Here is a 22,110-nt window from a genome sequence, read left to right as displayed (position 1 = left end):
CCTTATTCCTTAGGCGTGCACCGGCTCAAGCTTGAGCGTGCCCTTGATCATTTCTTCGGCGAACATTTCGGCGGTGCGCGCACCGGCGGCGGTCATGATGTCGAGGTTGCCGGCGTAGGTCGGCAGGAAGTCGCCGAGACCGGTGACTTCCATGTAGACGGAGACGCGGTTGCCATCGAAGACCGGACCATTGACCAGGCGGTAGCCCGGCACGTACTTCTGGACTTCCTTGATCATGGCGTGGATCGATTCGGTGATCGCGGCCTGGTCCGGGGCGGTTTCGGTCAGGCAGTGCACGGTGTCGCGCATGACGAGCGGCGGTTCGGCCGGGTTGATGATGATGATGGCCTTGCCCTTCTTGGCGCCGCCGACTTTTTCGACAGCACCAGCGGTGGTGCGGGTGAATTCGTCGATGTTCTTGCGGGTGCCGGGGCCGGCGCTCTTCGAAGACACCGTGGCGACGATTTCGCCGTAGGCGACCGGCTGGACGCGGGAAACGGCAGCGACCATCGGGATGGTGGCCTGGCCACCGCAGGTGACCATGTTGACGTTCATTTCACGACGCCCGACGTGTTCCTTCAGATTGACCGGCGGCACGCAGAACGGGCCGATGGCGGCGGGGGTCAGGTCGATCATCAGGACGCCGAGGGCATTCAGCTTGCGGGAGTTCTCGGCATGGACGTAGGCCGAGGTGGCGTCGAAGGCGATCTGCACGTTGTCTTCAAGGACGTGGGGCAGGAAACCATCGACCCCAGTGGCGCAGGTCTTCAGGCCCATGTCGGTGGCCCGCTTGAGGCCTTCGGATTCGGGGTCGATACCGATCATCCAGACCGGTTCAAGGAAGGGGCTGCGCTTCAGCTTGTAGAGCAGGTCGGTGCCGATATTGCCCGGGCCAATCAGGGCGCATTTGATTTTTTGGGTCATGTCGATTCTCTATTGGGGTTGGGGGATATCAAGCAAACAAGGCGCTGACGTTGCCGAGACCTTCGATGCTCACGTCGAAACGCTCACCGGACTTGACCGCGACCATCGGGCCAAGCGCGCCGGTCAGTACGATGTCGCCGGCCTGCAGCGGACGACCGCAGCGAACCATCACGTCGGCCAGCCAGATGGCCGCATTCAAGGGGCTGCCCAGACAGGCGCGACCATTGCCGCGGGAGACGACTTCATCGCCACGTTTCATTTCCATGGCACAGGCCGTCAGGTCGATGTCGCAGAGCCTGACCGAACGGCCACCGAGCACGAACAGGCCGCTGGAAGCGTTGTCGGCAACGGTATCGACGAACTTGATGTTCCAGTTCTCGATGCGACTGTCGACGATTTCGATCGATGGAAGAGCGTATTCGGTGGCGCGGATCAGGTCGGCGTAGGTGTGGCGCTCCTGCGTCAGGTCGCGACCGAGGATCAGGGCGACTTCGGCTTCGACCTTGGGCTGGATCAGACGGCCGGCAGCCACGATCTCGCCATCGCCCACCGCCATGTCGGCGAATAGCATGCCGAAGTCGGGCTGATCGACGCCGAGCTGGGCCTGGACAGCCAGCGAGGTCAGGCCGATCTTGCGACCAACCAGTCGACGCCCTTCGGCCAACCAGGCTCGCGTGTTGATTTCCTGGACGGCGTAGGCCGAATCCTGATCGGCAATAGCCAGGCGATCGCGCAGGGGAGCAATGGGACGACCATCGGCGGTCGCTGCCTTGAGCAGCGCCGCCGCGGCTTCCGGTGCCATAAAATTATTTGTCATTCATAAAACCCCGTCAAAGGACTGTTTCCTGTTATTGCATTGGATGAGTTTTCAAGATCTTTGATATTCCGCTCGGATCTCGACACTTATGTTGCTTGCTCAGCACTTCCTGCCATAGCCCCATACCCAACAATCCACTCAGGAATAGCCTTGTAGTAACGGACCTCTGCCATGTAGCCGCCGGAAGTTGCTGCGTTCATGGCTGCATGCGCCGCGACCCAGGATTTCGCCTCGTGAGTTGAAATACCAGCCTGTTCTGTAATTTCACTGTTACGGTAAGCATCTAGGGCACCCCAATCCTGATTCACAAGATCGGCCATAAAAGCCTCGTCCCATACCGAATTGATCGGATGCAGCTGACTGTCTCCTGCAGCAAAACGAATCGCAGCGTCCTTGGTTCGCTGCTGACGAGCAGCTCGTCTTTCTGGTGATGGATTGCGCCCAGCTATAAGGAATTCAGCAAACTCCTCTGTAGCTGTATCAATCTGGGGCACAGGGGGGTTATGGGAAAGTCCACCAGACCCGATAAACAAACAGCGTTTATTGAGTTTTTTTGCATACTCTCCAACCGCTGCCCCAAACAGCCTAGCTCTACGAATACTGATAAGCGGCGGAGCAACACCGTTAACGAATAAAGGGACTACGGGATAGGCATTTAGGCCTCCCATCAATTCCTCCAACGGCTGAACCATTCCATGGTCCACCTGCATTCGGTAAGAGATCGCAACATCAATGTCGTTACTGATCAAATGCTCGGCACAGGACCTTGCAATCTCACGTGGAACATTGATCGGCCCTGGCGTAGTCCGATAGTCTCCAACTGATGTCGCAGCGATCCCAACGCAAAACTGGGGCATGACATCAAGAAAAAAACCGTTGTAGTGATCAGGAGCAAAAAGAAAGATAACTTCCGGATCGAAATCCACGAGTTCCTTTCGCATACGAGCGATTGCCACTTCCACATCGGAGACAATAGCCGGTGAAGGATCCACATAACCTTTCATCGGGCTATGCGAAATACATTGAAGCAATGCTGCCATTAAGCTCTCCACTTCGCCTTAGCCATGGGAATTGCAGAATTTCCAACCATAAAAATTATTTTGGGTAGTAAAAATTCGGAGCAATTACTCGACGACAAGGTCGAGAAAACTCTCGACCTTGTCGCAACTTTCTATTGCTTTATTTACCAGCAGACTGGAGGGTCTGGAGCGAGAAATCGTTAGCCGTCCGCCCTGGCGTATTACTCTTCCAAGTTGGTGTATCTACAAGGAAGACCGTTCCGTGATTGCGCTGGAAGTCAATAACTGCCCCACCCGCGGTACGTACATCGGCAAAGCCATCATCGGCCTTGGCAGGATAGGAGTGCCACTCCATAAACTTCCAAAATTCGCCTTTCCGGTTATAGGCCTCGCCGTAATAAACACGCGGGTACTTGCTATCGACGTACACCACCTTCTTGCTGTATGGATGTTCCGAAGGTGTAGTTGCTTCGATAACATAGACTTCGCGTGGCTCGAACCGGTCATTGTTCATGTTCCAGAACGGCGCCTTGTTCTCAAGCGCAGGGTATTTTTCGGCAAAATCCTTGCCATTTTTATTCCACAATGGGTGCTTACTGTTGGCAACTGCCAGCACCCAACGCTTGCCTAGCAACTTATAGCCCGGATACCAACATGGGCGAGCATTGAAAATCTCCAAGTCATCCTGAAGTTGATCAGAAGAGCCAACTGGATCCATCCAGGCGCCGCCGGACAAGCGGCGAACCCTACGCACAGCGGGGATGTAGGCCCAGACATCATTGACCTTGGCGGAGTCATAGAACACGGTAAATGTGCCCAAGCCTTTCATGTCTGATGGTGATTTAAAGTAAAGCAATTGACGCCCACGCTCGGTGCCATCACCCTCCACTGAAGCACCCGTCAAGCGGCCCTTCATTGCATAGCGGGTAAATTCTGCCGTTGGCTCCGCATGCACACCCTTTGCCCCATCAATCAAAACCTGAGTCCAGAATGGCACGTGAGAAAGATCGGCGGTCAATTGCCCCAAATGCCAGTTCCACATAACCTTCTCGGCCGCCTGCGGATCCTTGACGTCAACATCCGGGAAGGGCTGGCCACCTCCCCATCCATCAATCTGACAGCTCTCTTTGTTAATTTTTGTCTTGCCGGCATTTGCCTGTGATGCTTTTACCCATTTAGGATCCAGTGGTATTTCCTTCGACTTTGCCAACGGTAATTTCCAGCCGTTGTTACGAATACGCCACTCCATACGCTCAGTGAGCATGCTGGCAATGCTGTGACCTTCGAAAGTGTCATTCTTTACCTTGTCGAGATTCTCGGCAGAAATGACCGTCCCTTCTGGTAACTCGGCGGCTAGTGCAGCTGCAGCGCCAAATACTGTGAGCGTGGCAAAAATTGCTTTTTTCATTGACATGATGTCTCCTGGAGAAAATCAGAACTGATAAGTCAGGCTGGTGTACAGCTGGTCGCGGTTGTGGAAATAGCCAAACAAACCGGCGCTATCGCAGTTGGACTGATTGGCGCCGGGGCTGGCGCACCGGCTGCCCGGTCCGGTATCACGCCAACGACCACCATCCCAAAAGCCGTCGTATTCGATTTTCCACTTCAGACTCTTGGATAGCTCCATGGTGACCGACGGTGCGAAGAATCCACCTTTGTAGGTCAGATCTGTACCAACGACCAGTTCAGGTTTGATGCGGCCATTGTTGTAGCTCAGGCTAAAAATACCGGTCAGCAAAAACGAGTGTTCCTTGGTGCGTGCGCCCCAACCAACACTATTCAGCAGGCCTTCGTTCTCGTTGAAGTCCTGAATCCACTTATCGAAGAGCTGAACCGAGAAGAACATCGGCTTCTCTGAGCCGAGCAGGCTCTGGGTGGCTGCGATGTTTTTATCCATGCGCAACATCCAGGCGATCACGTTTTTCTTTTTGAACCCGTCGAAGCCAGGCGCCACAACCGTCGATGCCAGTGAATTGTTCGGAAAATTGTTGAACTGATAAGGCGCATCCTTGATGTAGGCGACTTCGGTGCTGAACACGGCATCAGCCCAATCGGCATAGCCGGAAGCGGTGGCGCCGAAGACATCGACGAGCGGATAGATGATTTCGCCAAAGATGGCGCCTTGTTGAGGCTTGATATTCGAGGCGCCCTGCGTGGTCGGAACATAGAAAGCCCCCCCAGCAAAGTCAGTCGAACTGGGATTCAAAATGGGGTTTTGCCAGAAGGTCTTCAGGTACGACAGCGAATAATTGAAATGATCAGTCGTTCCGTTCCAGCGAATACCACCGGTAACCTTCTTGTAATCGCCTTCCTTGTTGTCCAGGTTATAGGGGTCGATGTTGCGGAAGTCGACGCCGGCGTACGGCTGGCTGGACCAGCGACCGCCGTAGATGTCCAGTTCGGTCCCGATATCCTTTTTGCGATCCCAACCCGGACGAACGAAAGCTTCGATAGCTCCATTGGCTTCCGGTAAATCGATGTTGGTCTTCAAGATGATCAACGGCTTGCGCAGTTCTTCATTGGCCGGCTCAAGAAAAGAACGCCAGGTCAAGTTGAAGCCATGCACCATGTCGTTGGCGTTGAAGAAATCGGTCTCGCCCCAGACGATCTGTTGCCGGCCGAAGCGGAATTTCACGCGATCGGTGGCCTGCCAGTCGACATAAAGCTCGCGGAAATCGGACTTGTTGTAGAGATCCATGATGTCAGCTTGGGTTCCAGCCCCACCAGAGGTGTAGTTGCTGGCCCCCATTTGTTCAAGATGCTTCAGGAACGGTGTCTTTAGTTCCTGCGAGCCGCGCCATTTGGCCACGATGGACAGGGTGTCCGTCGCTTTCCAGTCAGCGTTCAGGCGCAACGTTGTGCGCGCCATCGACACCTTGCCTCGGTCGTTGTAGTTCGGCGTATCCGCCCAGTTCTTTGTATTGACCGACACTTCTTCGCGCAGGTAACCATCAACCTTGAAACTGTCGAAAGCCCCCCCTTCCTCTGCTGCACAAAGAACCGGCGATACGAGAGTAACGGCAAGCGCCAGATATGTGAGACGCCCAGGCGATGTAGCGCGCACTGACCTCTGTTGATTCATTGATATCTCCTCTTTTGTGGTTAAACGCCGCCAATGTCCATCCCCCGACAAGACGGCTATTGCTTTCAGGTTTTGGCTGAAATCGGACGCAGATGCTCAAGCACTGCCTCGCCCTTGGGTTCGAAAATGAAGGCCGGACGGAAGACGTAAATCAGCGCAGGCATAACGAAAAGCGCGCTAGCTGCCGAAATGCCGAGCCAGATCGCCATCAACAAGCCCATTTCGGCCTGGAATCTCAACGATGAGACCCACCACAGCAGCGTCGAACAGATCAGCACGCTGGCCGTGACGATGACGCCCATGCCTGCTGAATGCAGCGCTTCATGAATCGCGTGTTCAGGCGTACTGCCGGCAGCTATTTCTTCCTTGATGCGATCCGCTATATAAAATGCGTAGTCGACACCGAGGCCGATGCCGAGAGCTGCGACCGGTACGGTATTGATATTCATACCGATACCCTTCCACGCCATGAAGCTGAAGGTAAGCGTGTTCGAAATAATTACCGGGACCATAAACAGCATGCCGGCGACGGTCGAGCGATACACAATGGTGCAAATCACGACTAATACAAACAACGCAAGGGCAATTGCTTCAATCTGGCTGGAAAGGATGACCTCATTGACTGCTGCCATGACACCAATCAAACCGCCAGCCAATTGCCACTCGCCTTCCTGTAGGGGATTTGCTGCGATAAATTCCTTGATTCTCGCCACCGCAGTCTGGATGGTGTCCCCCTGACGATCGCGGAACATCATGGTGATGGCACCGTTGGCCCACTTAGTGTCGGCAAAGCGATCGATATCGCCGGGTTCAGAAACGGAGTCGAGAATTGCCACCAAGCTGCCATTGACTGCCTGCGTCGCCCCTAGCTCGAGGTAGCGCGGATTTCCCTCGCGCAGGGTCGCATTGACCACTGGCAGAACGTCGGCAATCGAGACTGATCCACCGACCTCCGGTTGAGCTTCGATAAAACGCTGGAAGCGGTTCATCGACTGCAACACCTCATTGGTCTTGAGCAAGCCGTCCTTGCCATCCTGCCCGACGACCAAAAACATCCGATCAACGCCTTGGAAATGCGTGTTGATTGCCGCCGAATCTACGTTGTAGGTCGATTCCGGCCAGAGGATGGGCGAGCCCGGATTGGCATCGCCGATCTTCAGGTTGAAAGCATAGATCCCTGAAATAACCATCACTACAACGCTACAGGCGATGTTGACGTAACGAAATCTGGAGGTTGCCAACCAGACGCCGAAATCAAGTACCTTTCGGGCCGGTGGCATAAAATTGATCCCATGGACCATGCCATGCGGCTTCCGAATATAGGAGAGAAGTACGGGGGTCAAAATCACGGCGCTTACCGTCAGGGTAGAGACCCAAACCACCGAAAGGACCGTCAGCTTCTGCAACATCGGAATCGGGCTCAAAGCCACCACTGCCATGCACGCGGCATCGGCAATGATGCCCAACATGCCGGGACGGAAAAGGTCAGCCAATGCGATCTTGGCTGCCACACGGGCGCAGTCAGCACTGGGTTCGATGACTTCGAGCTCATCGTCAAAACGATTGACGATCTGCACCGAGTGAGACACCGCCCGCGACGTAATAAGCATGGCGACAACGATGACCAGCGGCTCGAAATGGATGTCGAGCAGACGGCAGATGCCCAATGCCCAGACTGCGCTGACCATACCAGCCAAGAGAGGCAAAAGTACGCCACGCCAAGTGCGAAGAAGGACAAATAGCATGATCATTGTGACAGCCAACGCAGCCGCCACCAGATCAACAGTTTCCGGCACGTAGTGGTTGACCCAGCCATAGAGGATAGGGTCGCCAACGACGCGAATACGAACGGAGCCATCATCGACCTTACCGACCAGGGCCCGAATTTCACCAAACACCTTGCCGTAGTCGACCTCACGGTCGATGAAGTCAACCGTAATCAGCGTTGCCTGCAGATCTTTGGATACGTACTGCCCGTACACCAGCGGATTCCGCAGCACTTTCTCTTTCAACTCAGCCAAGTCATCCGGTCCCTGCGGCAAATTCGGCCACATTAGGGGCTTGGTTTCGATACCCTCGGTCGACGCTCGGACCTCCTTCAACTTCTTTGATGCGAGAGAGGTGATTTGGTACGGATTAACGGCGGAGACTTCGCGTAACCCGAGGGTCAGCGTCCGCACCTTGTCCAGGACAGGCAACTGAAAGATATCCCCCTCTTTGACCTCAACCATGATTGTCACCATGTTCGAGCCACCAAAGGTGTCCTTGAACTTCTGGTGAGTCTTCACGTACTCGTGTTGCGACGGAAGCATGTCCTCGAACACCGTACGGACTTCGATATGCAGCGCGAACCACCCCAAAACCACGGTCAGCAGCGCCAATGCGGCGACCACAATCCGGCGCTGTCGAATGCAATATTCGGCAATACGTTCAATCATTTGCTTTTCTCCGAAGTGACAGGAAGTCCGATCAATGTTTTGGGCAGCCAGGACTCACCCAAGGGCTTCCATGATTTGCCATTCCATTGCCCAACATTCGCACCAGCGAACCAGACTGCATCGCCCTCGGGAACCGCCCGGACGTGCCACGAAAGATCCCGCTCGTCGAGCCGACCGGTCTCTGCTTTGCCATCAACCGCCACCACGAGCCAGCGCCCCAAATTACCTGCGCCAATCCAGCGCTTGCCAGCCGCATCCCAGGCGATGTCATAGAGGTGATCGTGCAGATCGACATCGAGTGACTTCCAATTCTTGCCGCCATCCCGCGTTATCAGAACAGTTCCCTCAAGACCGACTGCTAGGCCATTCAGGGCATCGCCGAAGGAAACCGACATCAGCGACACCTCAACGGGTGTCTTGATATCGACCCACGTCGCGCCGAAATCGTCACTCAAAGTGATTCTGCCAAACTCACCAACAGCGACACGGCGCCCATCAGGCAGCAAAGCCACGTCATTCCAGGCTTGATCCTCTTCTGGGCGCAAACGCTTCCAGTGCTCACCAAAATCCTGAGTGCCAAGCAACGCCCCCATCTCTCCACTCACCACGGCGACCCCACCGGGTGCAACTCGGACGCGGCTCAGCTTGTTAGCAACCTGAGATTTCGGCACATCACGAACCTCTTGCCAGGTTTTGCCACCATCGGCGGTACGAAGAACAACTCCCTCGTTGCCAACCGCCAGGCCATGTTCACCATCCCAAACTGCAATATCTTGAAGAGTCTGCTCCGTCACCGAAGCCAGTCTCTCAATATGGCCATCAGCATCGATTCTGACGATTTTTCCGCTTGAACCGGCCAGCCAGCGACCTTGCCCAGGAACAATGGCAAGGCCGTAGTAATGATCCCTGCGCTCCATGATTGGCGGCTTTACTGTTGCCCCAACCGGCTGTGGCTTTATAAACAGGCCAGCCCAGAGCAACCCACCGATAATCACCCAGGGAAGTCCTGACACCATCAGGCTGGAAACCCGGCCACGTCTCTTCTTTTCGGCCTTAGTCGAGACCAACAACTCCTCGCGCCCAATCACTCCGTTCATTCCCTAACCCCCATCCGTTCAGCGTTTTTTCATGCGCAGTCGTCGCAAGCGGATTTCTAGCCCCAAGCAAGCCCGACCAAACAACACACGACCAAACAACACACGACCAATCAACAGTCGACGATCAATTGATGTTCAATGCGAATTTAGTTAAACGAAAAGAGGTTGTCAATCAAATAATTTAAAAAGAGTGAATTCGTTTGACATTGATCAATATGCGACAAACAGCAACGTGCTAAGCGTGACCCAGAATCACGCACCCTGACCGCACCTAATTTAGGTTGCCTGGCACCGATCGGGCTTCAGCATTGATGAAAAGCGATGGCGAAAATAAACCAACAAGAAACAGTAGCTTGGATCGTTAATTTGCTCACCGGCGCGTCCGTTAATTTCCGCTTCTGATGACGAACAAAGAGACGTCACTGCACCTCAAACCGCAACAATTTTGTTTTCAAGCAGACCCACTCACCAACAAGATTGCAGTCAAATCTAAAACACGTTATCAATTGACAATTGATTGATGTTCGATTTGAATGAGTGCAACGTTGCGACAAAAGCATGCCGCATCGGAGAGAACACCACACCCAATAGATAAATCAATCAAGCCAAAGGAGGCAAATATGGGCCCTTCCGAGAATGGCACCATGCAAGCAGCTCGCGTGCATGGCGCTGGCGGGCAGTTTGAGATGGACAGCATCGAACGCCCCCGGATCAAACGTCCCACCGACGTAATAATCAATGTCAAAGCTAGCGGTGTCGTACCAAATTTACGCAACGTCATGAGCAACTATGGCGAACGCGCTTATCTGACCGTCCCTGAATTACCGGCGATCTATGGTCTAGATACTGCAGGCGTCATTGCCGAAATTGGCAGTGGCGTCACGGGCCTCACGGTCGGTGATCGGGTTTATCTGAATCCCGGCCGCAGTTGCGGCACTTGTCATGCCTGCCGTTGCGGCGAGCCAATCAACTGCAGCGCTTACACATTTCAGGGTTACTTTGGTTTTGGTCCTGCGTCGCGCCAGATTTATCGAGAATATCCCTATGGCGGGTTCTGTGAATTCGCCACAGGCCCAGCTAATGGGCTCATCAAACTCCCCGACACGATCAGTTTTGAACAAGCAGCACGCTTTGGCTATCTAGGTACTGCCTACTCCGGCTTGCGCAAAGCCGATGTTCGTGCCGGCCGAACGGTCCTGATCAGCGGCGCCAGTGGAACGCTGGGATTGGGCGCAGTACAAATTGCACGTGCGATGGGTGCCACCAGGATTCTATGCGTCGCACGCAACGCCGACTTGCTTGAACGTGTCCGCCTCTTGGACCCCCAGCGTATCCGCACCTTCTCTTACGGCACAGGAGATCTTGCTACCTGGGCTCGTGATGAAACAGATGGAATCGGGGTGGACGCTGTACTCGATGCCATCGGTCCGGGTGCCTCACATCAAGTGACGCTCGACTGCATTGCTGCCTTGAGACGGGGTGGAAAACTGGTGGAGGTTGGCGCCATGTCCGACCCAATGCCGGTTAATCTGCACCAGATGATGTGCGCACAGGTCAGCCTAATCGGCTCACTCTGGTTCTCGGTCGCCGAAGGACAGGAACTCGCTGCGATGGCCGATGCAGGAACCCTAGACCTGTCCATTTTCGAGCATCACCGCTTCCCGCTCGAACGAGTGAACCAAGCCTTGGAACTTGCCGAAAAGAGGATCGGCGGTTTCATGAATGTCGTGATCACCCAAGAATAAGGCCCCTGCCTTCATCAATCGCAGCCTTGCTCCTGAGCACACAGCACCACATTGCAATTTATCGATAATCCAATGAGAAAACTATGACACGACGTATCGTTACCGGAGAGAAGAATGGCCGTTCCGTTTTTCTGTCCGATGGACCTATTCCCAATTCCCATGACTATCAATCAGTCCCGGGCTTCCACACCGCCTTGGCTTGGGCTACGCCGGCAGAACCTAGGCTTCCCTACGATGGGAATGATCCGACCATCGCAATCAAGTCGGTTGTCCCCGCGCCAGATGGAACACGCATGATCATCGTCCAGTTTCCACCGGACAGCGTATTCGAATCGGAAGCATTTAACCCGGAAGGCGCTGGTCAGGAATATGCGACGTACCTGCCGGGCCTGGCTGAAAGCTTCGACAGCGACGGTTCTGGCATGCACCAGACCAAGTCCGTCGATTACGACATTATCGTTAGCGGTGAGCTTTGGCTAGAACTCGATGACGGCGAGGTTCGGCACCTTAAGGCCGGGGATATTGTTATACAAAACGGCACACGACACGCTTGGCGCAACAAAAGCGATAAACCAGCAAACATGATTGCTGTTCTGATCGGCGCCAAACGCTGATCACTCCGCACCTGTGAAAAAATGGCCGTACTACGTTGCGTAGACGGCCATTTTCACACTTGAATCGAGAAAAGGCAGCCGAGAAAGATTCTTCCTTGACGACATTACTGCACGGAAAAACTCAGGATTGAGACAAGGAAATTCGCGCCCCCCATTCCTGGCGCCTCCCCCCACTGCAGCCCTCTCGATTAATATTTCCAACCGTAGGCGATGCCAAGCCAATGCTGGCTATGCCGCGGGTTAAACCCGGCGCTAGCGCCCGTACCATCGACTTTTTCATCCAGTGCGCGTGTATATACAAGACTCAACTCTGTCTCTTTGGACACACCCCATTTACTACCGAGCGACACGTGACGCCTCGGCGTTACGGGAGCCAGATAATTCAGGGTAGTTTCATCACTCGGAATAATCTGGTCACCAGCAGAGTAACCTGCGCGCAAGCTCAGCGCATCGGAGTAGCGATAGTCGACACCGATCCGGTATATATTCTGGTCGCGCCAACCAAAACCGGGGCCATTCGATGCACCCAAGGCGCCTGGAGAAGTGACGCTATTGCCGAGTGATCGGACGTCATGCCAATTCACGCGAACAAAATCTGTACCAATGGTAATGTTTTTTGTCGCCTCAACGGCGACACCTACGCTGATGCGCTCCGGAATATCGAATTCGCCTTCACCGGCAAGCAATGTTTTATATTTATCTAGCTTCCCCATTTTGGTTTTAGAAAAATAAGAAGCTCCCAAAGTAACAATATTCGCCACTTTTCCCGTCCAACCCACTCCAATACCATAGCCAAACGAGCTGTCGAATCCTTGATCATCAAGCCCGATGTGCTGGACACCGTTTACTTTCAAACGCTGATAGGCACCAACAAGGGATACGCCAAAAGCGTTAGTTTCATTGACCCGATACGAAAGAGTCGGCAGCGCCATCAGCTGCATCAACTCGGACCCTGCATTGCTATTTGTGGGCGGGCCAATCGGACGACCATATTTGGTTCCGACGCCATTCCCAACCAGCGAGAAACCGATACTCAAACCATTTCCGATATCCCGGTTGTAGCCGAATTCGGGAAGAAAATAATTGGTTTTTTCATTAGCAGAAACATAGCCAAGCCCAGGAACATCCGCACCGCGATCAGCCTTCAGCCAAACCATGCCGAGATCGGCACGATTGCCGATAAACGCCATCCCAGCCGGGTTATTGGCTGCTGCCAGAGAATCGGTTGGCAAGGCCACAGAAACGCCCCCCATACCTTGCGCCTGAATCCCATATCCATGGGGCATTGTTCCATTGGTCGCAAAAGCCAGGGAGGCGCTCAAGGATGCAGTCACAGCGAGAAAACCACGCATTGAATTTTTCATAAAGTCTCCGAAATAATTGGATACACGAGCGATGAATCAGGCCGCTTCGAGTTGAGGCAGTTGAATCAATGTCCCGGCGTGAAACAGCAGCGGCTGAGCTTTTCTCCAGCGATACTTTTCAACCAGCCCGAAAAAGACCACGTGATCACCGCCAAGGAAACGACTCTCCTTTCGGCATTCGAACTGCGCCAAAGCACCGGAAATCAGCGGGATTCCCAAAGCACCTTCCGAGCACGCCACGCCGGAAAATTTGTCGATCACAGCTGGATTCGCGAACTGACGACAAATTTCCTCTTGGTCATCGGCCAATACGTTCACCGCAAAGTGAGAGCAGTGCTCGAATGTGGCTAGATTCGGCGACTTTTGCGCAAGGCTCCACAGCACCAGCGGCGGAGCCATCGAAACGGAAGCAAACGAATTGATGGTGAGCCCGACTGCCCGGCCCTCAGGAGACAAGGCAGTCACCACGGCAACGCCGGTGGGGTAGCATCCCAATGCCGTACGAAATTCGCGGGGATTTTCCCAGCCTCCGTGACTCCAAATATGAGGCCCGTGCTTCATAACACCTCGCAAACCGTTTTTTCAAACGATGCGATAAAGCGATCAGCCTCTTTCTCGTCGTAATACCAGGGATTAAGGATCTTCGGATCATCAAACGCATTGGCAACGGCCGAGGCCATGCGGGCATTCGCTCCGCAAGCCGAAAAAACTTTGAGGAGGTGCTGCGGCGGAGGAAGCAAGTGGGTATTGGTGAATTTGGCAACCCACTGCGCGTAGTCCCAATAATGCTCAAAGGTATCGACCATCCAGTCATTGTCGAATTTTGCGGCACCGTGGGCGATGATGGCATCACCGTAAATTTTTGCGCATTTGCTGGCGTTATTGGAGCCCTGCCCGGTAATCGGATCGTTCAAGACCAGAACATCAGCCATGCCCAAAACGGTCGTTCCAGCCGGCGTCCTCGCCACTGGCTTTCTGACGATCGGAGTAATCCGACCGACTAGCGTACCGTTGTTGTCGGTCAAGCGGATATTTTCACAACGGTCAGCTTCCCAGGGGAAAAATTCCTTGATTTGCGCCTTCCCGAGTTCCAAATACTCAGCTGGGCTCATAGGCTTGTTCCACTGATCCATCGGTCCGCCGGCTATTGACTCCAGATTGATGATGTCACAGGCGCCCGAGTGAGTAAGCGCAGGGAAATTGATGAATTCGCCAACCCCTGGGTTGATGTTGATATTGAGCGCGGAAAATCCGGATTTCGGCGCCATACCATGCACATACAACAAAGCAATAGTCCGCAGTGGCTGATCGAAGGCGCTGCGCACCGAATCACGTTCGAACATCGCGCCGATGGCCCCCTTGCCGCTGGCGACAATTACCAGATCGCTGCTCGCCCCGTAACGGTCGAGATCGGACATACCGACATCGAGGAACTCCATCGTGCCACCACGACGCTGAAACTCATCAATCCAGAACGGCATTTTGATGCGCTGGTCGACAGACTGGCCGGGTGCGGACATCAGGGATTTCCAATCGATCATCGGCTGACCACTGGCATCGCCTGCCCGCATGTGAACCCCCTGGATTGGCGGGCAATCCTCATCCCAGAACGAGATTCCGATTTCACGTTCGTAACCAATTGCCATGTCATACATTGACTGGCTCGACATAACGCGCCCTGCCGCGATTTCCTCCGGCAGGCGGTTCGACACCAGCGTTACCTGATAGCCACGTCCTAGTAGAAACATGCCCAGCTGCAGACCGCCCTGACCGGCGCCTACAATCGTGATTTTTCTCATTTCAAGTCTCCTTTTTGTCTATGTACTCAGCCCTTGATGTGGGCGAATAGGCAAGTTACGGACAAGAAGTGGGGATCGCTATGCAGCTGTGGCAAGCACTATGCAAAAGCTGCAATTGCAGACAAGCAGCGCGGGATCGAATCGACTTTAGGAATGGAAAAAAGCCAGAAAAGCGCTCTACCGCATGGAAAATCGCCGGAAACGCAGGGCTTCCGTAAGCTAGCCGCTACCGTTGGCTACCGAAGAACAGATTGGCCCGCTTGTCGCGACTACTCGCTATAACGCTTGAGTGTTTCTGAGGGGTATTCACCAAACCGGCTTTTGTAAGCCGCGGCAAACCTGCCCAACTCATAGAATCCCCAGCGCGTGGCTACCTCGGTCACGCTGCTTTCTGTTGACGGGGTTTCGAGTTCGCTGCGCACACGGGACATCCGGATATTTCGCAGATGATTCATCGGGGAAATACCCCTGAACTTTCGGAATCCGGCAAACAAAGATCGCCCGCTAACGCCGGAAATGGAGACAAGATTCTCCAGGGTGATAGGCAAGTGACAGTTCGCTTCCATGTACTCCTCCACCAGCCGTACATAACGGGGCGAACCCACCACCTGCTGTTCCCTGAACGCCGTCAAATGGTTGTTCGGCTGCCATTCCAGCAACGAGGTCATAAGCAGTTGCTCGAACTGTGCTGCAACAATGGGCGATTTGAGAATCGAGGGTGTCCGTCGGATTTCATCGACAAAGCTTGCGGCCAAACGCCCCCAACTGGCGCCCGGACCGGATTCGACATCCATCGCCAAGTCGAATTCAAGCGATCCGCGCAGTGCTCCACCAGTCAGGTTAACAGCCTGCCGCTCAAGGGCCACCTTATCGACCCGAACGACCAGTTTCTTGCAGTCGGCACTCCAGCACATCCGAAGATGATGGTGCGGTGAGTGAACCGAGGCGCAGCCTTTATGCGAAATCGCCTCGCTATTGTCCGCCAGGACAACATCTACACCTTCTAGGGGAATTTGAACCAAGTAAAACGACTCAAGGGGTCCAGGCTCGACCGACACCCGAGCTCCATAGTTCATGATACTGAACTCGACCGCCGCCCCACCAATCAAGACATGGTGGTAGTTCAGTCGCTCATCGGCCCCGATTTGTTTGAGTCCATGATCACAGAACACATCCGCAACCAGTTGTCGTGTCTCATCAATATCGGTTGAACTCAGAATCCTGACGTGCCCCCCGTCTGAATCACCCACTGTTGGATCCAACGATATTTCCCCCTATGACAGGAAGGCCCCCCTTCCTCAAACCAGAAAATCGGTCACCGCGCACCAACCCAAACGCATCGCGACGCTAGCCAAGACTAGAAAATCATAAAACACAAACACCTGAGCACTTAGACATCCAAGGCGCGCGAATTATTAAACTATTTACAATCGATTGATAATTGATTAATTTTAACAGATCAAACAATACATAAGTATTCATCGCCGACAGGCTTTCCGACTGACTTCACACCACCTTAAACAAGCTGCTTCCAAGGAAATATGTTCATGAGACTCCACGTCGTCGCTAGTTTCTTGGCTAGGCCAGACTCGACTGATGCATTACGCCAGCTACTGGTCGAAATCGTCAAATCGGTGCGCAGTGACCCAGGCTGCCTGCGGTGTAATCTGGTCTCGAGCCTAGAAACACCAAACGAGTACACATTCATTGAAGAATGGATTGACCGGGCGGCGCTCGACTCACACTTGGCGGAACCCGAGGTGGAGGCTGATATTGTGAAAATTCTTGCCTTGGTCAGTGCACCACCGGATGTTCGTCTTTATACAACTTGCTGAAGAGCGACCCGACCAGACGAGCGCCCGAATCAAAAGACCTCGACCACACTCAACCCGGCCAAGGCACAGCGCTCATCCTGTTCGACATTCGCACCGGAAACACCGATTGCACCGATAACCTGCCCATCGACCTGGATCGGCAAGCCACCGCCAAATGCAACCAAGCGCGGGCGCTGCAAAATTCCTCGCTGAACGTTCTCCGAGAATCCTGCAAGCACTTCGTCCCACTGGGCAGTTGGAAATCGAAAACTTGCGGCGGTATAAGCTTTGTCGATCGCCGTATCCATCGAATGAAGAGACGCTTCTGGCATTCTCAGAAAAGCCATCAGGGTGCCAGCACGATCAACGACAGCGACATTGATACTGACACCAATACGCTCCGCCTCGTCAATGGCCCCCACTGCGATGAGCTGAGCCGCGCGTTGCGTAATATTGCCCTGCATGACACAAAGCCCTCCCTTCTTGGAACTCACCTAATTGCACTCCAATAGCTGCCGAACAGAGACGGGGCCTGCCGGAAAAAAAGCGAGGCGAAAAACGGATAAAAACAGGAGGGCTAAAGGCCCTCCGTAACTATTCGCCGACAACACTCAACGAATTTCGGAAACAAACTCATCGCGAGAACGGCGAATCTTTTTCAAGGGAGACAACCAATCGGTATCGTTATCCCTGTATCCCAAAGGCATCATCAGGACGCTACGGAGTCCCTTCGATCGCAGGCCCAAAATGTCGTCAAGCGCTGAGGGATCGAAACCTTCCATCGGCGTGCTATCAACCTCTTCGAAGGCAGCACCCAACAATGCGGCAGCCAGCCCGATATAGGCTTGCCTGGCCGCATGCTGGAAATTAACCTCGGCACCGCGCTGCGGATACGTGCTCAACAACATATTCCGGTAGTTCTCCAGCCCTTCGTTTGAACCACCACGCTCTTGATTAGCATAGTCGTACATTTTGTTTATCCGCTCCGGGGTGTAATCATCCCAGGCGGCAAAGACCAGCAAATGAGAACACTCAGTAACCTGGGGCTGCCCCATCGAAACGGATTTGATTTTTTCGCGCAACGCGGAATTCGTGATGACGATGATTTCGAAGGGCTGTAGGCCACTGGATGTCGGTGCAAGGCGCGCTGCCTCAACGATACGAGCAACCTTTTCCTCCGGCACGGTCTTCGCCGGATTCATTCTTTTTGTTGCGTAACGCCATTTGAGTGCTTGAATCAGGTCCATTTTAGTACTTCCCTTCGGCGATTATGAACGACGATGTAAAGCTCGCTGCCTAATTAGAGCAGCGAGCGTGATTCAGCTACGAGATACGATCTTTACAAGTAAATTTGGGGGCAAACTGCCTCCAGCCATTCATCGACTCAAACAGATCCATCGACAATACTTGTGGTCGGTGACCTATTACGAATCACAAGGCGAGATCTTCCCGCTTTCTTGTTAACGTATCGATCAGGATGTACATGATTTTTCGGGCACAAGGCATCAGATCTGGAATATAAGTCGCGCCCATTCCGCCCAGCCCCTCTGCAGTCGGTAGGGGAGAGCCGTCTGCCGGCCAAGGCCAGCCGATACGGATGGTCGGGATACCGAAGCGGCGCAAGGCGGCACCATCTGTTTGACCTGCCAAATAGTCAGGTGTCGGGTGCTCTCTACCCTCTACGTGCTCCCATGCCCGAAAAGCCGACCGGACAATCCAGTTTTCTTCAGATGTTGTACCACCAGGTACGGACCCGTACATTTCCCAGTCAAGGTCCAGATCCGGGTGACGTGCCTGCAGTTCGGAAACGAACAATGCGAATTGCGCCTTAACCTCCCCAGGTGTCGTCCTCGGATTGATCCGGACATCAAAACATATTTCCGTGACCGCTGGTGGAAACGCCGGACGCTCGGGGTCACCTGAACGGATTGCCGAAATCCAGCCGTGAGGCTTGATCACCCCCGAGGTGTTTCGTTCCGCATACTCGATGATCCATTGTTCAAGTTCAGGAATAACGATTGCTGCGGGCGTAATTGAACTGCGGAATCCTGGAACGCCTCGAGGAATCCCCGCATAACCGAAGGTTCCATGAATACGAAGTTTGAACCAGCCCATGCCAGGCTCTTCGTGATAGACAAAATTCCACGGCTTCATGATCACCGCAAAATCCGGAGCAACACCACGATTCAACATGTGAATCACACCATTGGACATTCCCGCATTGTCGCGCTGCGGCACATTGACTGGCATCCCGCCATCTGCAGCAGCAAACATCAAGTCGCCGACCAAAGGCACTCCTGCTTCAATCAGCGCAGTCGCCACCTCAGTCAGTGTTGCGAGCATCGCTTTCGGGTTGGAAGCCCCCAAACCATAAACCCAGTCCCCAAGAACCTTCGCTTCAGGAACGAGATCGACAAACCCCTCCGGGCCAACCCAAGGATAGTCAGCCTTGTTGCCTTCCAGATGGGTGTCTAACGGCGAATACAATAATACTGATGCACCGCCTCCCGAACCTCTGACTTCACCAAGCACATTTCCTGACTGTTCGTTCATCGGCCGATAGCTACCTGCCATGCCAACGCTCGAAAGGTAGCCCGCCATATATTCGGCAATATCTCGGGCTGCACCAGTTGGACTATGGATATCAATTAACTTAGCCAGCAAATCCTTCAATCGCTCTGGGTCAAGCTTTTGGCAAGCTGACTCGTACCATGTTTGCTGTTCTTCAGAGAACCCGGGTTGGGTTGCTGTACTAGTCATTGTTTTCTTTCCATTCTAGTTTTCGGATCATCTGTTCGATGGGGGGAACTGCTTTGCTAGCAGCATTAGTTTTGTCGAATGTCGAGCCACACAAGACTTCTCGTAGATCAGCTTTTCTGGGGCAGCGGTGCAGCCGGAATCCGGCCAAGCAAGGATTCAAGCTCAATGCCAATCGCAAGCATTTGGCGGTCTTGCCCGAACGGCCCATCGAGTTCGAGGCCGACAGGCAATCCGGTGCTTGGCCCGAGGCCGATTGGCAGCTGGATGGACGGCAAATTTGCGCTCGCAGCTGGCTCGGTGTTCTGAATCAGCCAGTGAAAATTTTCCGGTAAGCACACTTCCGGGCGAGCAACCGGAGCCACAATCGGTGTCGTGGGAAAGACAAAGGCATCCAGTTCATAACGCTCAAACAGCTCGCGATAACGTGCTTTCAGCGCAGGTCGCCCATGCTCCACCGCTTCAGCGTATACCGGCACAGCATCGACCAAGGCTCCACCCTCACCTATCGTTCGGCGGGGCAATACCATGTCTTTGTAGATACCCTTAACATCAGGACTTGCGATCTGCTCGAAAAGCTGTTCGATCGATATTCCCGGTCCTTGCTCACGCAGATAAGCCACCATGTCATCGTAAGCTTCGTAGATAACGACCGGGAACCCAATGGCCTGATTCAACTCCTGCAGGCCAGCATCGGGAATCTCGATGAAGCAAACCCCGGCATCCTCAAGTTTCTTCAGGGCAGCCGCCGAAATCGCTTGAGTATCTGCATCTAGATTGGCCCAGAATCCGGGTACAACACCCAATCGCAGCTTATCCAATTGCACAGGAGGAAGTGCATCGTCACCGGTAACGATGGCGTCAAGTAAAGCCACGTCTGCCATGCACAACCCCATCGGCCCGACAGTGTCACGGCTGCAGGAAATCGGAATCACCCCCTCCCCCGAATAACGCCCCCAGGATGGTCGCAGTGACGCACAACCATTCAGCGCACAAGGAATCCTCATCGACCCCCCGGTATCAGTACCTAAGGCCGATATCGCCATCCTTGCGCCCAAGGCTGCAGCACTGCCCGATGATGAACCACCGGCAATTCGCGAGGCATCGTACGGGTTGCGGACGCCAACCGTGCCTTCCTGATGGAACGCGTAGTTATATCCGGTTGCCCCGAATGCCAACTCGTGCATATTGGTTTTTCCCAAGATGATCGCACCGGCATCGCGCAAACGTTGCACAGTAGGTGCGTCAGCATCCGGCACAAAATTGGCCAAGGCCGGCGTACCAGCCGTCGCAGGAAGGCCCGCTGCGTGGATGTTGTCCTTTATGACGATCGGAATACCGCTTAATGGTTTGGTTGCACCACCCTTGGCACGATTGGCGTCGACAGCCCGAGCTTCTGCCAAGGCACCATCGACATCAAGGGTGATAAACACGTTGAGATCGGCATTAGTTTTCGCACGCTCAATGAAATGAGTCACCAAGGTCTCGCAACTCAATGCACCCGAGGCAAAATGCCTCATTGCTTCGCTGATGGTCAGCGTAGAGAAATCGATCTCGTGCTGGTCGGCAAACCCAGCTTTTGGGGTGGGGTTAATTTGAAAGTTCATAGAGTTTCCACATCGTTTCCGAAATATTTTCCACATTCAGCTCAAGCGTCGTTTTGTCTGGAAGAAACAATCAAATCGAGCCTCATTCCGATCTTTTTATATCCTGTGCGAGCCCAAATCCTTTGCAAACTCCTGCACGGTTAGATCGAAAGTGTGACCAAGGCTCTGGAGCTCTTTATTTGCTTGGAAGAGCCGGATATCAGACATCCGACAACATTAATTGCTAAGCAATCTGGACCGTTCGGGAGAATGCCGAGTCCTTGTTCAGCTCGGGCGATGGGTATGCCAACTTGCTCTGCGCCAATCCCAGGTCGAGGAAAAGTTCGCAGATTTTGTAGGCGACCACACCGGGATTCAGAACCGGAACCGGCAAACGTGACGCCAGATACGCGTGGGACTGATGCATGGTGGTAGAACCAAGCACGATCACATCGGCGCCGTCTTCCTCGATCGCTTGACGCGCCGCCTCCTCAAGCCGTGCAAAGACAACCTCTTCCTTGCCTGCCAGCAAGGCCTCCGCATCGGGACGAACATTGATTGAACGAATTGATGCGAGCCGCGACTCAAGACCGTACTCTTTCAACGTTTTCCGATACAAAGGGTACCAGCGCGGCCACATCGTCAAAATGCTGAACTTATGCCCGAGCATTGACGCCAGATGGAAGGCGCTCTGACCCGGCGCAAGAACAGGAATCGACAAACGAGAACGCAGAGCGCTCAGGCCAGAATCACTGACGGTATTGATGCATACCGCATCAAACCCCTCTTCTTCGGCACGCATGCCGGCTTCGATGACCGCCATTTCCATCAATGCCATATCGTAGTAGCTGTCAGCCAATGTCATGACATGACCAGCTCCAACAAAAGCCACTTCAATGTCAGGCCGACAAAAGGCCGGAGGGAGTTGCGCCTCCACCAGCGGACGCGTTGCGTCGTTTAGCGGCACGGGGAAAATCATCTTAACTTTTTTGCTCATTTGCGCTTTCCAGTCAATATAACTGCCAGTTCTGGCAGGAGGACGAAGAAGTCAGGA

19 protein-coding genes are annotated in these 22,110 nt (G+C 53.9%); 3 read left to right on the top strand and 16 right to left on the bottom strand.

Annotated elements, in window-relative coordinates; genetic code table 11:
* Positions 1-9: 9 nt before the first annotated feature.
* From DARO_RS07040 to DARO_RS07010, 7 genes are all read right to left on the bottom strand, one after another.
* Positions 10-924, bottom strand: coding sequence for an acetaldehyde dehydrogenase (acetylating) (locus DARO_RS07040; protein WP_011287113.1), 915 nt, complete (start codon positions 922-924; stop codon positions 10-12).
* 28 nt (positions 925-952) lie between these two features.
* A complete protein-coding gene (mhpD, locus tag DARO_RS07035; protein ID WP_011287112.1) occupies positions 953-1,741 on the bottom strand; it encodes a 2-keto-4-pentenoate hydratase in 789 nt (262 codons plus the stop codon).
* 86 nt (positions 1,742-1,827) lie between these two features.
* Positions 1,828-2,781: a 3-carboxyethylcatechol 2,3-dioxygenase gene (locus tag DARO_RS07030; protein WP_011287111.1), complete on the bottom strand. Its 954-nt coding sequence runs from the start codon at positions 2,779-2,781 to the stop codon at positions 1,828-1,830.
* A gap of 139 nt (positions 2,782-2,920) precedes the next feature.
* Positions 2,921-4,174 carry a DUF1329 domain-containing protein gene (locus tag DARO_RS07025; RefSeq protein ID WP_011287110.1) on the bottom strand — a complete coding sequence of 418 codons (1,254 nt, stop codon included), beginning with the start codon at positions 4,172-4,174 and terminating at the stop codon, positions 2,921-2,923.
* A gap of 18 nt (positions 4,175-4,192) precedes the next feature.
* Positions 4,193-5,842: a DUF1302 family protein gene (locus DARO_RS07020; RefSeq protein ID WP_011287109.1), complete on the bottom strand. Its 1,650-nt coding sequence runs from the start codon at positions 5,840-5,842 to the stop codon at positions 4,193-4,195.
* Positions 5,843-5,907: 65 nt separating this feature from the next.
* Entirely contained in the window at positions 5,908-8,280 is a 2,373-nt protein-coding gene (locus DARO_RS07015; RefSeq protein WP_011287108.1) for an MMPL family transporter, read from the bottom strand.
* On the bottom strand, positions 8,277-9,377 hold the full coding sequence (locus tag DARO_RS07010; RefSeq protein ID WP_011287107.1) for a YCF48-related protein: 1,101 nt from the start codon (positions 9,375-9,377) through the stop codon (positions 8,277-8,279). The genes DARO_RS07015 and DARO_RS07010 overlap by 4 nt, the downstream gene beginning before the upstream one ends.
* Positions 9,378-9,997: 620 nt before the next feature.
* On the opposite strand from DARO_RS07010, the gene DARO_RS07005 reads away from it, so the two are divergent.
* Both DARO_RS07005 and DARO_RS07000 read left to right on the top strand, forming a co-directional pair.
* Entirely contained in the window at positions 9,998-11,122 is a 1,125-nt protein-coding gene (locus DARO_RS07005; protein ID WP_011287106.1) for an alcohol dehydrogenase catalytic domain-containing protein, read from the top strand.
* A gap of 83 nt (positions 11,123-11,205) precedes the next feature.
* Entirely contained in the window at positions 11,206-11,736 is a 531-nt protein-coding gene (locus DARO_RS07000; RefSeq protein WP_011287105.1) for a cupin domain-containing protein, read from the top strand.
* Between the two features lie 188 nt (positions 11,737-11,924).
* Here DARO_RS07000 and DARO_RS06995 read toward each other — a convergent pair whose 3' ends face one another.
* From DARO_RS06995 to DARO_RS06980, 4 genes are all read right to left on the bottom strand, one after another.
* On the bottom strand, positions 11,925-13,100 hold the full coding sequence (locus tag DARO_RS06995) for an outer membrane protein transport protein (protein WP_011287104.1): 1,176 nt from the start codon (positions 13,098-13,100) through the stop codon (positions 11,925-11,927).
* A 36-nt stretch (positions 13,101-13,136) separates the two neighbouring features.
* Positions 13,137-13,661, bottom strand: a complete 525-nt coding sequence (locus DARO_RS06990; protein WP_011287103.1) for a flavin reductase family protein — start codon at positions 13,659-13,661, stop codon at positions 13,137-13,139.
* Positions 13,658-14,899 (bottom strand): styrene monooxygenase/indole monooxygenase family protein, encoded by a 1,242-nt coding sequence (locus DARO_RS06985; RefSeq protein ID WP_011287102.1) that lies wholly within the window; start codon positions 14,897-14,899, stop codon positions 13,658-13,660. Before DARO_RS06985 ends, DARO_RS06990 begins: the two co-directional genes overlap by 4 nt.
* Before the next feature lie 269 nt (positions 14,900-15,168).
* On the bottom strand, positions 15,169-16,149 hold the full coding sequence (locus DARO_RS06980; protein WP_157037151.1) for an AraC family transcriptional regulator: 981 nt from the start codon (positions 16,147-16,149) through the stop codon (positions 15,169-15,171).
* 297 nt (positions 16,150-16,446) lie between these two features.
* On the opposite strand from DARO_RS06980, the gene DARO_RS06975 reads away from it, so the two are divergent.
* The gene (locus tag DARO_RS06975; protein WP_041224798.1) at positions 16,447-16,734 is read left to right on the top strand and encodes a putative quinol monooxygenase; all 288 of its coding nucleotides are present in this window, start codon (positions 16,447-16,449) and stop codon (positions 16,732-16,734) included.
* 29 nt (positions 16,735-16,763) lie between these two features.
* Here DARO_RS06975 and DARO_RS06970 read toward each other — a convergent pair whose 3' ends face one another.
* From DARO_RS06970 to DARO_RS06950, 5 genes are all read right to left on the bottom strand, one after another.
* Complete coding sequence (locus DARO_RS06970; RefSeq protein ID WP_011287098.1) at positions 16,764-17,207, bottom strand: heme-binding protein; 444 nt, start codon at positions 17,205-17,207, stop codon at positions 16,764-16,766.
* A gap of 117 nt (positions 17,208-17,324) precedes the next feature.
* Positions 17,325-17,960 (bottom strand): nitroreductase family protein, encoded by a 636-nt coding sequence (locus DARO_RS06965; RefSeq protein WP_011287097.1) that lies wholly within the window; start codon positions 17,958-17,960, stop codon positions 17,325-17,327.
* 184 nt (positions 17,961-18,144) lie between these two features.
* Positions 18,145-19,473, bottom strand: coding sequence for an acetylornithine deacetylase (locus DARO_RS06960; protein WP_041224262.1), 1,329 nt, complete (start codon positions 19,471-19,473; stop codon positions 18,145-18,147).
* 107 nt (positions 19,474-19,580) lie between these two features.
* Positions 19,581-21,077, bottom strand: coding sequence for an indoleacetamide hydrolase (gene iaaH / locus DARO_RS06955; RefSeq protein WP_198134114.1), 1,497 nt, complete (start codon positions 21,075-21,077; stop codon positions 19,581-19,583).
* Between the two features lie 223 nt (positions 21,078-21,300).
* Complete coding sequence (locus tag DARO_RS06950) at positions 21,301-22,053, bottom strand: aspartate/glutamate racemase family protein (RefSeq protein WP_011287094.1); 753 nt, start codon at positions 22,051-22,053, stop codon at positions 21,301-21,303.
* Positions 22,054-22,110 lie beyond the last annotated feature (57 nt).

Source organism: Dechloromonas aromatica RCB (genome assembly GCF_000012425.1).
This window is presented reverse-complemented; position numbering and strand designations above follow the sequence as displayed.

Bases quoted from the DNA above. Each gene is read 5' to 3' on its own strand.
- DARO_RS06965 (WP_011287097.1), bottom strand. From the start codon at position 17,960: ATGGACCTGATTCAAGCACTCAAATGGCGTTACGCAACAAAAAGAATG.
- DARO_RS06950 (WP_011287094.1), bottom strand. From the start codon at position 22,053: ATGAGCAAAAAAGTTAAGATGATTTTCCCCGTGCCGCTAAACGACGCA.
- DARO_RS07020 (WP_011287109.1), bottom strand. From the start codon at position 5,842: ATGAATCAACAGAGGTCAGTGCGCGCTACATCGCCTGGGCGTCTCACA.
- DARO_RS06990 (WP_011287103.1), bottom strand. From the start codon at position 13,661: ATGAAGCACGGGCCTCATATTTGGAGTCACGGAGGCTGGGAAAATCCC.
- DARO_RS07015 (WP_011287108.1), bottom strand. From the start codon at position 8,280: ATGATTGAACGTATTGCCGAATATTGCATTCGACAGCGCCGGATTGTG.
- iaaH (WP_198134114.1), bottom strand. From the start codon at position 21,077: ATGAACTTTCAAATTAACCCCACCCCAAAAGCTGGGTTTGCCGACCAG.
- DARO_RS06985 (WP_011287102.1), bottom strand. From the start codon at position 14,899: ATGAGAAAAATCACGATTGTAGGCGCCGGTCAGGGCGGTCTGCAGCTG.
- DARO_RS07040 (WP_011287113.1), bottom strand. From the start codon at position 924: ATGACCCAAAAAATCAAATGCGCCCTGATTGGCCCGGGCAATATCGGC.
- DARO_RS06960 (WP_041224262.1), bottom strand. From the start codon at position 19,473: ATGACTAGTACAGCAACCCAACCCGGGTTCTCTGAAGAACAGCAAACA.
- DARO_RS07005 (WP_011287106.1), top strand. From the start codon at position 9,998: ATGGGCCCTTCCGAGAATGGCACCATGCAAGCAGCTCGCGTGCATGGC.
- DARO_RS07025 (WP_011287110.1), bottom strand. From the start codon at position 4,174: ATGTCAATGAAAAAAGCAATTTTTGCCACGCTCACAGTATTTGGCGCT.
- DARO_RS07030 (WP_011287111.1), bottom strand. From the start codon at position 2,781: ATGGCAGCATTGCTTCAATGTATTTCGCATAGCCCGATGAAAGGTTAT.
- DARO_RS06995 (WP_011287104.1), bottom strand. From the start codon at position 13,100: ATGAAAAATTCAATGCGTGGTTTTCTCGCTGTGACTGCATCCTTGAGC.
- mhpD (WP_011287112.1), bottom strand. From the start codon at position 1,741: ATGACAAATAATTTTATGGCACCGGAAGCCGCGGCGGCGCTGCTCAAG.
- DARO_RS07000 (WP_011287105.1), top strand. From the start codon at position 11,206: ATGACACGACGTATCGTTACCGGAGAGAAGAATGGCCGTTCCGTTTTT.
- DARO_RS06975 (WP_041224798.1), top strand. From the start codon at position 16,447: ATGAGACTCCACGTCGTCGCTAGTTTCTTGGCTAGGCCAGACTCGACT.
- DARO_RS07010 (WP_011287107.1), bottom strand. From the start codon at position 9,377: ATGAACGGAGTGATTGGGCGCGAGGAGTTGTTGGTCTCGACTAAGGCC.